Origin of the sequence: Fulvivirga marina, assembly GCF_016775155.1 — a bacterium.
Classification (GTDB): domain Bacteria; phylum Bacteroidota; class Bacteroidia; order Cytophagales; family Cyclobacteriaceae; genus Fulvivirga; species Fulvivirga marina.
In genome coordinates this window covers 590,507-598,290 of the sequence record NZ_JAEUGD010000067.1, presented here as the reverse complement: position 1 = coordinate 598,290, position 7,784 = coordinate 590,507, and the positions used below count along the sequence as shown (strand labels likewise).

Annotated in this window: 7 protein-coding genes; 4 read left to right on the top strand and 3 right to left on the bottom strand. The window is 37.8% G+C overall.

Features of this window, described 5'->3' with window-relative positions; all coding sequences use genetic code 11:
- Positions 1-259 precede the first annotated feature (259 nt).
- The 3 genes from JMN32_RS26760 to JMN32_RS26750 all read left to right on the top strand — a co-directional run bounded on the left by JMN32_RS26760 (position 260) and on the right by JMN32_RS26750 (position 3,697).
- A complete protein-coding gene (locus tag JMN32_RS26760; protein ID WP_202859475.1) occupies positions 260-1,558 on the top strand; it encodes an NAD(P)/FAD-dependent oxidoreductase in 1,299 nt (432 codons plus the stop codon).
- A gap of 341 nt (positions 1,559-1,899) precedes the next feature.
- Positions 1,900-2,940: a sensor histidine kinase gene (locus JMN32_RS26755; RefSeq protein WP_317191809.1), complete on the top strand. Its 1,041-nt coding sequence runs from the start codon at positions 1,900-1,902 to the stop codon at positions 2,938-2,940.
- A gap of 34 nt (positions 2,941-2,974) precedes the next feature.
- Entirely contained in the window at positions 2,975-3,697 is a 723-nt protein-coding gene (locus JMN32_RS26750) for a LytR/AlgR family response regulator transcription factor (RefSeq protein WP_202859474.1), read from the top strand.
- On the opposite strand, the gene JMN32_RS26745 is transcribed toward JMN32_RS26750, so the two are convergent.
- From JMN32_RS26745 to hemW, 3 genes are read right to left on the bottom strand one after another with little or no spacing between them, the layout of a single operon-like run.
- Positions 3,692-4,072, bottom strand: coding sequence for a hypothetical protein (locus tag JMN32_RS26745; RefSeq protein WP_202859493.1), 381 nt, complete (start codon positions 4,070-4,072; stop codon positions 3,692-3,694). The two genes, JMN32_RS26750 and JMN32_RS26745, sit on opposite strands and share 6 nt — an antisense overlap.
- Before the next feature lie 45 nt (positions 4,073-4,117).
- Positions 4,118-4,873: a cyclase family protein gene (locus JMN32_RS26740; RefSeq protein ID WP_202859473.1), complete on the bottom strand. Its 756-nt coding sequence runs from the start codon at positions 4,871-4,873 to the stop codon at positions 4,118-4,120.
- A 3-nt stretch (positions 4,874-4,876) separates the two neighbouring features.
- Positions 4,877-6,004, bottom strand: a complete 1,128-nt coding sequence (gene hemW / locus JMN32_RS26735; RefSeq protein WP_202859472.1) for a radical SAM family heme chaperone HemW — start codon at positions 6,002-6,004, stop codon at positions 4,877-4,879.
- Positions 6,005-6,044: 40 nt separating this feature from the next.
- Between hemW and JMN32_RS26730 the strand changes: the two genes are divergently transcribed.
- Complete coding sequence (locus tag JMN32_RS26730; protein WP_202859471.1) at positions 6,045-7,784, top strand: BamA/TamA family outer membrane protein; 1,740 nt, start codon at positions 6,045-6,047, stop codon at positions 7,782-7,784.

Here is a 7,784-nt window from a genome sequence, read left to right as displayed (position 1 = left end):
TCTAAAAACATCTAAATCTGTTGAAAAAGAAAACCGTCCCAAAATGACTTTTGAGACGGCCTCTTTTCATTCAACCAAAACCTTGAAAATTATCAACTATGAATTATTGCTTATTTTTAAAAGCCAAATTTCTTTAAAAGAGTTCCCATCGAAACAATAAAAATACATCCGTTAAATCTGTTCTGTTTTCTTCTTTTATTTAGTTACTATGAGTTAATATTACACCGGTAATTTTCATACCGAAAATCTGCAAATAAATATGAAGCATATACCGGTGCCAGAATCCAAAAACCCTCGTTTGATAATTATTGGAGGAGGTTTTGCAGGCATTAAGCTGGTTAAGAAGCTAGCTAGGGCTCCTCTCCAGATTGTTTTGTTCGATCGTAATAATTATCATACTTTTCAACCCCTACTGTATCAGGTAGCAACAGCTGGCCTTGAACCTGACTCAATAGCTGATCCTTTGCGAAAGCAGTTAGAGCCTGTAAAGAATTTTTACTTCCGAATGGCTGAAGTGTATTCGGTTGACCCTGAAAACCAAAGTATCAAAACGGAGATTGGAGAACTGTCTTATGACTATCTGGTCATAGCTACAGGGTCAAAAACCAATTATTTTGGTAATGAATCAATCATGGCCAATGCCTTTCCCTTAAAGCAAATTCCGCAGGCTTTGGATCTTCGTAGTCACATTCTACAAAACTTTGAGGCTGCTACTATTACAGACGACCCCCAAAAACTTGAGGCTATGATGAATATAGCCATCGTTGGTGGAGGACCTACTGGTGTTGAAGTAGCAGGAGCGCTTGGGGAGCTGAAAAAAAATATTCTTCCCTCTGATTATCCCGAGTTGAATTTTGATCAAATGAACATCACCCTACTTGAAGGTACATCACGGCTTTTGGGGGCGATGTCTGAGTTTTCGTCAAAGAGGGCACTAAAATACCTGAAGAAATTTGATGTTCATGTGAAGCTAAACACCCTGGTTACATCTTATGACGGCACATTGGCTCAGTTGAGCAATGGTGAAAAGATAAAAACAGAAACTCTGATCTGGGCTGCGGGTGTCCAGGGAAACTTTCCAGATGGTATCAATGAAGAATCCATAGATCGAGGACGATTAATTGTTGATGAATTTAGCAGAGTGAATGGCTATGATAACATCTATGCCATTGGGGATATTGCCTTAATGAAATCAGATGATTATCCACACGGCCACCCCATGCTGGCTCCGGTAGCCATTCAGCAAGGAGATCACTTGGCAGAGAACTTTAAAAGGATATTTAAAGGAAAACAACTAAAGCCGTTTGCTTATAGAGATAAAGGCTCTATGGCCACTGTAGGGCGAAATAAAGCAGTTGTTGACATGGGGAAACTGAGATTTGGAGGCCTTTTTGCCTGGATGGTCTGGATGTTTGTTCACCTTATTTCTATTATTGGTTTTCGTAACAGGTTAATTGTATTTAGTAATTGGGTGTGGAACTACTTTACTTATGACAAGGGTACACGGCTTATTATAAGAAGATTCATCCCAAGACATCGTAATAATAATAAAGAATAATGAATAGGTCTGTAATACAATATTTTGTCGGAGGCCTGATGGTCCTTTTTTCTTTTTATCAGGTTTATGTCAAAGAATACTGGGAGGCGTCAATGTACTTATCTGCTGGTTTAGCATTTATAACAATGGGGCTAATAAAAAATGAGGCACTTCCTAGATATAAAGCACTGATAAATGTGTTGTCTTGGGTTTTTATTCTGGTTGCTGTTTTTTTATTCCTGTTCCTGGTTCGAACGGAAGGGTAATCCCGTTGAGTATACCTTTCTTTCCACTGATAAAAAAACATAATTTTTATGCTTGTTATTGAGTAAATTTACTTTTTAACAGCCTTTAAGGAGTAAGTGAATAAGCTAAAATTATATTGGTCATTACAGATCGGAGGTTGGCTCCTTTTTGCCATTGTGCAAATATTGGGTTATATTTTTCTTGGGGAGCAGTTGCTAAAAAGTCCCCAGATTATATTCTGGTTATTGGAGGCTGTTACCTTTTTGCTAATTACTCACCTATTTAGAAAGTTTATTATTAATTGGGGCTGGCTGGCATTTAACATGGCAAAACTGATCCCAAGGGTGCTTTTGGCTGTATTCTGTTTAGGGTTGACTGTCTATTTTGTTAGGGTACTCATAAGCTTTCCTCTGGGTATGTTCAATCCGCAGGTGTGGAAAATCAATAATGTAGTCGGGCTAACCATGGTTTACGCTTTGATATTTTTCCTGTGGTCAGTATTGTATTTCATCTATCACTATTTTGAGCGATACAATTTATCGCTACAACATGAAGCTGCTATAAATGAGATAGAGCTGAATAACCTTAAATCTCAACTCAACCCCCACTTTATTTTCAATGCGCTAAATAGCATAAGAGCCCTTGTTGATGAAAATCCTGTTAAATCCAAAAACGCCATTACCCAACTTTCAAATATTCTGAGAAACTCATTAGTTTCTGATAAAAAAAGGTTAACCAACTTTGAAGATGAGCTTAAAACGGTAAAAGATTACCTTGGTCTGGAGAGTATAAGATTTGAAGAGCGACTCAGCACGAGATTTGAGATTCACCGGGAATCCTACAAGTTTTTGGTGCCACCTTTAATGTTGCAGACCCTTGTAGAGAATGGTATAAAGCATGGAATATCGAAACTTAAAGAAGGGGGAATAATTGACCTTCGAACTTTTGTTACTGATTCGCAATTAAAAATAGAGATAAGAAACAGTGGACACTTTAAATCCGTTAATGGGGCTAAAGCAGAAAGTAAGGTAGGGTTAGGGCTTAGGAATACAAGGCAGAGGCTAAAATTGCTGTATGGGGAAGAAGCTCAACTAACAGTTAAAAATGAATCAAAAAATATTGTTTTGACAGAGTTGGTTATACCGAAGCGCAATTAAGCCATGTAGGATGAACTCATAATATATTACATTTATGAAAGCACTTATTATTGATGATGAAAGGTTAGCACGAAAAGAACTGACAAACCTTCTTAAAGATTACGGGCAGATAGATATAGTTGGGGAAGCTGCTAATGCAGATGAGGCGCTGGAAATGGTAAATAAACTAAACCCTGACCTTTTGTTTCTTGATATTCAAATGCCAGGGAAGACAGGCTTTGAACTACTTGAGATGCTTGATAACGTGCCCCAAGTGATCTTCACTACAGCTTATGATGAGTTTGCGCTCAAGGCATTTGAGGTAAATGCTTTGGACTATTTACTAAAGCCGATTCAAATTGAGCGATTAAATGAGAGTATAAATAAACTATTAGCCAAGCATCAGTCTGCTAACCCCTCAGGAAGAAATCCAGATAAAAAGCTAACACTTGAAGACCAGGTTTTTGTTAAAGATGGGGACAAATGCTGGTTTGTAAGCCTTTCGAATATCAGGTTGTTTGAGTCCGACGGTAATTATATCAAAGTGTATTTTGATAATAACCGCCCAATGATCCATAAGTCATTAAATGCGCTTGATGAGAAGTTGGACTCAAGGCACTTTTTCAGAGCAAGCCGTAAGCATATCGTTAACCTAAGTTGGGTCGAAGCGATAGAGCCATGGTTTAATGGAGGCCTTATGGTAAGACTTAGAGGTGGAGATAAGGTAGAAGTTAGCCGCAGGCAGGCAGCAAAATTCAAAGAGATGATGAGCCTATGAGCTACCAGAAATCTTTTTAACGATCTCCATTAGCTCAGCTTCCACATTCCAGTCGCGGGCTAGCTTTAGCATAGCAGTGGCCTCAAGCTCAGTTACATAACCTTTTAGGTTGTTTGACTTCCAAACCATGTCTATGTAAAAGACCCTTTTTTCGAGAGGGTAGTCTCCAATAATGTCGTTTAGGTACTCACGTGCCCTATCAAAAGAATTGAAGTAATCTTTTGCAATAAACTCATTAGCCCACTTTAATTCTTCTAGACCGTCAATTTCCTGAGCTGTTTCCTGTAAGTTTTGACGTTCTTTTTCATCTAATCCGTGGTAATGAAAAATTACAGATTTAAGAAGGAGGTATGCTTTCTTTTCTTCGCTAGTCATGGGGTTAGGTTTCATTAGCAAAAAAAGTAAAATAATATTTAAAAACTAATTTTCACTTACTTTAAAAAGAACAGGTTTACTAGGGCTGGCATCAACTTCCAGGCTGGTTACTTGTAAGTTGAGTAAATATAGTCCATCCTTTACATCATTATTTACGTAAATAAGTTCCGTAATGGTGCAGTCCTTTCTGATATTACCATCCATATTCCAAAAAGCCCTGTGAGACTTAAGCTCTCCACCATCTACTTCCTTATCCACTGAAGGTAAATCTACTAATAGATGCTTTACTTTTTTTTCACGAAGAAACTCCGCTATTTCCCTGCCTATATAACAAGGATTTGTTCCCGAATATCGTTGGTGAAGTTTTTCCTCTGTATTAGGAGTTGTTCTTATTACCACGGCTTCTACACCATCATGAAACTTAGTCCGAAAATCTTCAAAACGGATTATCTTATCTCCGTTGAGTTGGTTGGTCGGAGACAGGGTCATAACTTGTGTTATAAAGTGAAACCTAGTTAAGCAGGTATTTAAAGTTGCCTCTTTATCCGAGGAAATATGTCCATAGCATTCGGTATGAGTTCCGTTTCCATGAGGTGTAATGGAAATGGACTGATAATTAACACTTCCGCCTAATGCAACACTACCTATGAAATTCCCGGATTTAATGGTTTTGAATTTAACAGGTTCAGCATAGTAGCAGTTGGGGTTATTGTCTCCCTCTTTCAGAGGGATTGATATATCCAATGGGTTGGTAAGATCTGCCTCATAGGCTATACCATTTAAAATAAAAGATGCTTTCATATTTTAAACTTTAAATAAGTCCGAAGATATTTTATCTGCTAATAGTAAGCCGCTGCGCGTTAATCTGAGATGATTATCTTCAATTACCGCATAATTCTTAATGAATAGTTGCTCAAGATAAGCATGGTGTTCACTGGTAATATCGTACTTCCATTCCTTTTTGATCTTTTCCAGGTCTGCACCCCACTTTGTTCTTAAAGTGGTTAGCAAATATTCATTGATCTTATCCTCAGCAGTTAAGATATCCTCCTCATACGGAATCTTCGACTCTAATAGAGCTTGCATGTATTTTGGGTTGTGGCTGATGTTAAACCTTCGGTTGACCCCGTCATATGAGTGGGCACTTGGTCCTATTCCCAAGTATTTCTCCTGCTTCCAATAGCCTGAGTTATGTCTGGAGTAGTAACCCGGTTTGCAGAAATTGGAAACTTCATATTGTTCGTAACCAGCCTGAGTAAGTCGCTCTGTAAGAATTTCAAACTGAGACGCTGAAAACTCCTCATCAATTGCTGGCATATTTCCTTTACGTAACCAATTGCCGAAGGTGGTTTTGGGTTCAATAGTTAAACTATAGGAAGATATATGTTCAGGTTTCAGCGCCAAAGCTTGGTCAAGGTCGTGTTGCCAGTTATCATGACTATCTGCAGGTATAGCGTAGATTAGATCTATACTGATGTTATCAAACCCTGCTTTTCGTGCATTTTGAAAGCAACTCAAGGCCTGTTCATGATTATGTGCTCGGTTTAAGAACCCTAAAACCTCTTGATTAAAGGATTGAATGCCTATGCTTAGTCTGTTAATTCCTAAATCATAAAGTGACTTCAGCTTATCAAAAGTCAGATCATCTGGGTTAGCTTCGAGTGTGATCTCCGGAGACTTAGAAATACGATAATTAGCCTTAATAATATCTAAAACATGTTTAAGGTGTTCCTTGGATAGAAGAGAAGGAGTGCCGCCCCCAAAATATATAGTGTTTATAGGCTCTTGCTGAAGGTAATCATTTTGTAGTTTTAGTTCGGTACATAGTGCCTCTGTCATTTCATTAACATACTTTTGGTTTGTACTGAAATGGAAGTCGCAATAATAGCAAGCTTGCTTGCAGAATGGAATGTGTAGATATATACCAGCCAAATTGTTATAATTAATAAGCTTTAAAATTAAATTTATTTATTTGGTAAGGAAACTAATTTATAGTGCTTTCTTTTTTATTCCTGCTGTTGCTTTTTGTCAGAATCAGGGTACTACACTACGATATTTAGGTACTGATCAAACACTTGCTATTATAGAAGAATTCCAACCATTGCAGCAGCAGGTGGTTGATACGCTGGAGGTAGTGACCCACATTAATAAACTATTAGCCAGTTTATACTCTAAGGGATATCTTAGAACAGAGATATTCGGAGTTAAGTTTGAAAATGGCATTTTTAGCGTAGGTGTTAATGCTAATGAACAATATCGCTGGGCTTATCTCGGGCAGGGAAGTGTTCCTGAGATTTTACTCAGTAAGATAGGGTACAGGGAGCGTTTTTATATTGAAAAACCATTTAAGTATGGGGAACTTGCTCGATTGTTCAAGAAAATTGTAAGTCAGAGTGAGAATACAGGCTACCCTTTCTCTTCTGTAAGACTTGACTCAATTGAAGTGACAGGCCATATAGTTCAAGCTACACTTAATTATACAAGTGGTCCGCTTATAACGTACGATTCACTTATTATAAAGGGTACAAACAAGGTCAAGGTAAAATGGTTGATGAGTTATCTAGAAATGCGACCGGGAGAGGTGTTCAACCAGAGTGCTGTTGCAAAAATAAATTCTCGCATTAGTAAACTTAGCTTTCTGGAGATGACAAGTCCACCTCAAGTCACTTTTCAAAATAGCCAGGCAACTATTTCGTTGAGTCTGAAAGATGTTAATGCTAATCGTATTGATGGTGTCGTTGGGGTTTTGCCTAATGCTCAGAATGACGGGAAGCTTCTGGTAACAGGGCAGTTTGATCTTTCAATAAAAAACCTTTTTAACAGCGGCAAGCGGTTGGAAGTTGAGTGGCAAAGGCTAAAACCATTATCTCAATTTCTTAATATCTCATATCACCATCCCAATATATTGGCTTCACCACTGCATTTAAATACTTTTTATGAGCTTTTAAAGGAGGACACTACTTTTATCAATCGAAATGCCTTTATTGGCTTTGAATATCAGGTTTCAGCCAGTAGTGTATCTTTTTTTACGAGGTTGAAGACTTCGAGGTTGCTGAGTACTGAAGGTCTGGAAGATGTCTTAAGCCTGCCAGAGGTAAATGATTTTAACCTCAATTACTATGGGATTGGCTATGGGCTAAATAATTTCAACAAGTCTGTAAATAGGAGGTCTGGCATGGGGGGATATTTGGAAATGGCAGTTGGCACTAAAAAAATAAGAAGAAATGTATCATTACCCATTGAGGTATATGAGGGTTTGGAGCTAAATACAGTGCAGTATCAATTGGAAGGGCTGTATCAGTATTATATACCACTAAGTAAATGGTTTGTTTTCCATCAGAAAATGAAAGCAGGGAAGATCATAAATGATCAGCTTTTTAAAAATGACTTGTTTAGGGTGGGAGGTTTGAGAAGCTTGCGAGGGTTTAATGAAAACTATTTTTTTGCTTCCGATTATATAATCTCAAATCTAGAGCTTCAATTGCACTTTGAAGAAAACTCATCACTATTTGTTTTCTATGATCAGTCCTATCTATACTTTGATCTTGGAGAAAATAGTATGTCGGATTATCCGTTTGGAGTAGGGGCTGGCATTAATTTTTCATCCAAAGCAGGTATAGTAAGTTTGGTATATGCGATTGGAAAATCAGAAAATCAGGCTTTCAGCACCCGTCTTTCAAAGTTTCATTTCGGTTATATAGCTAAATTCTAA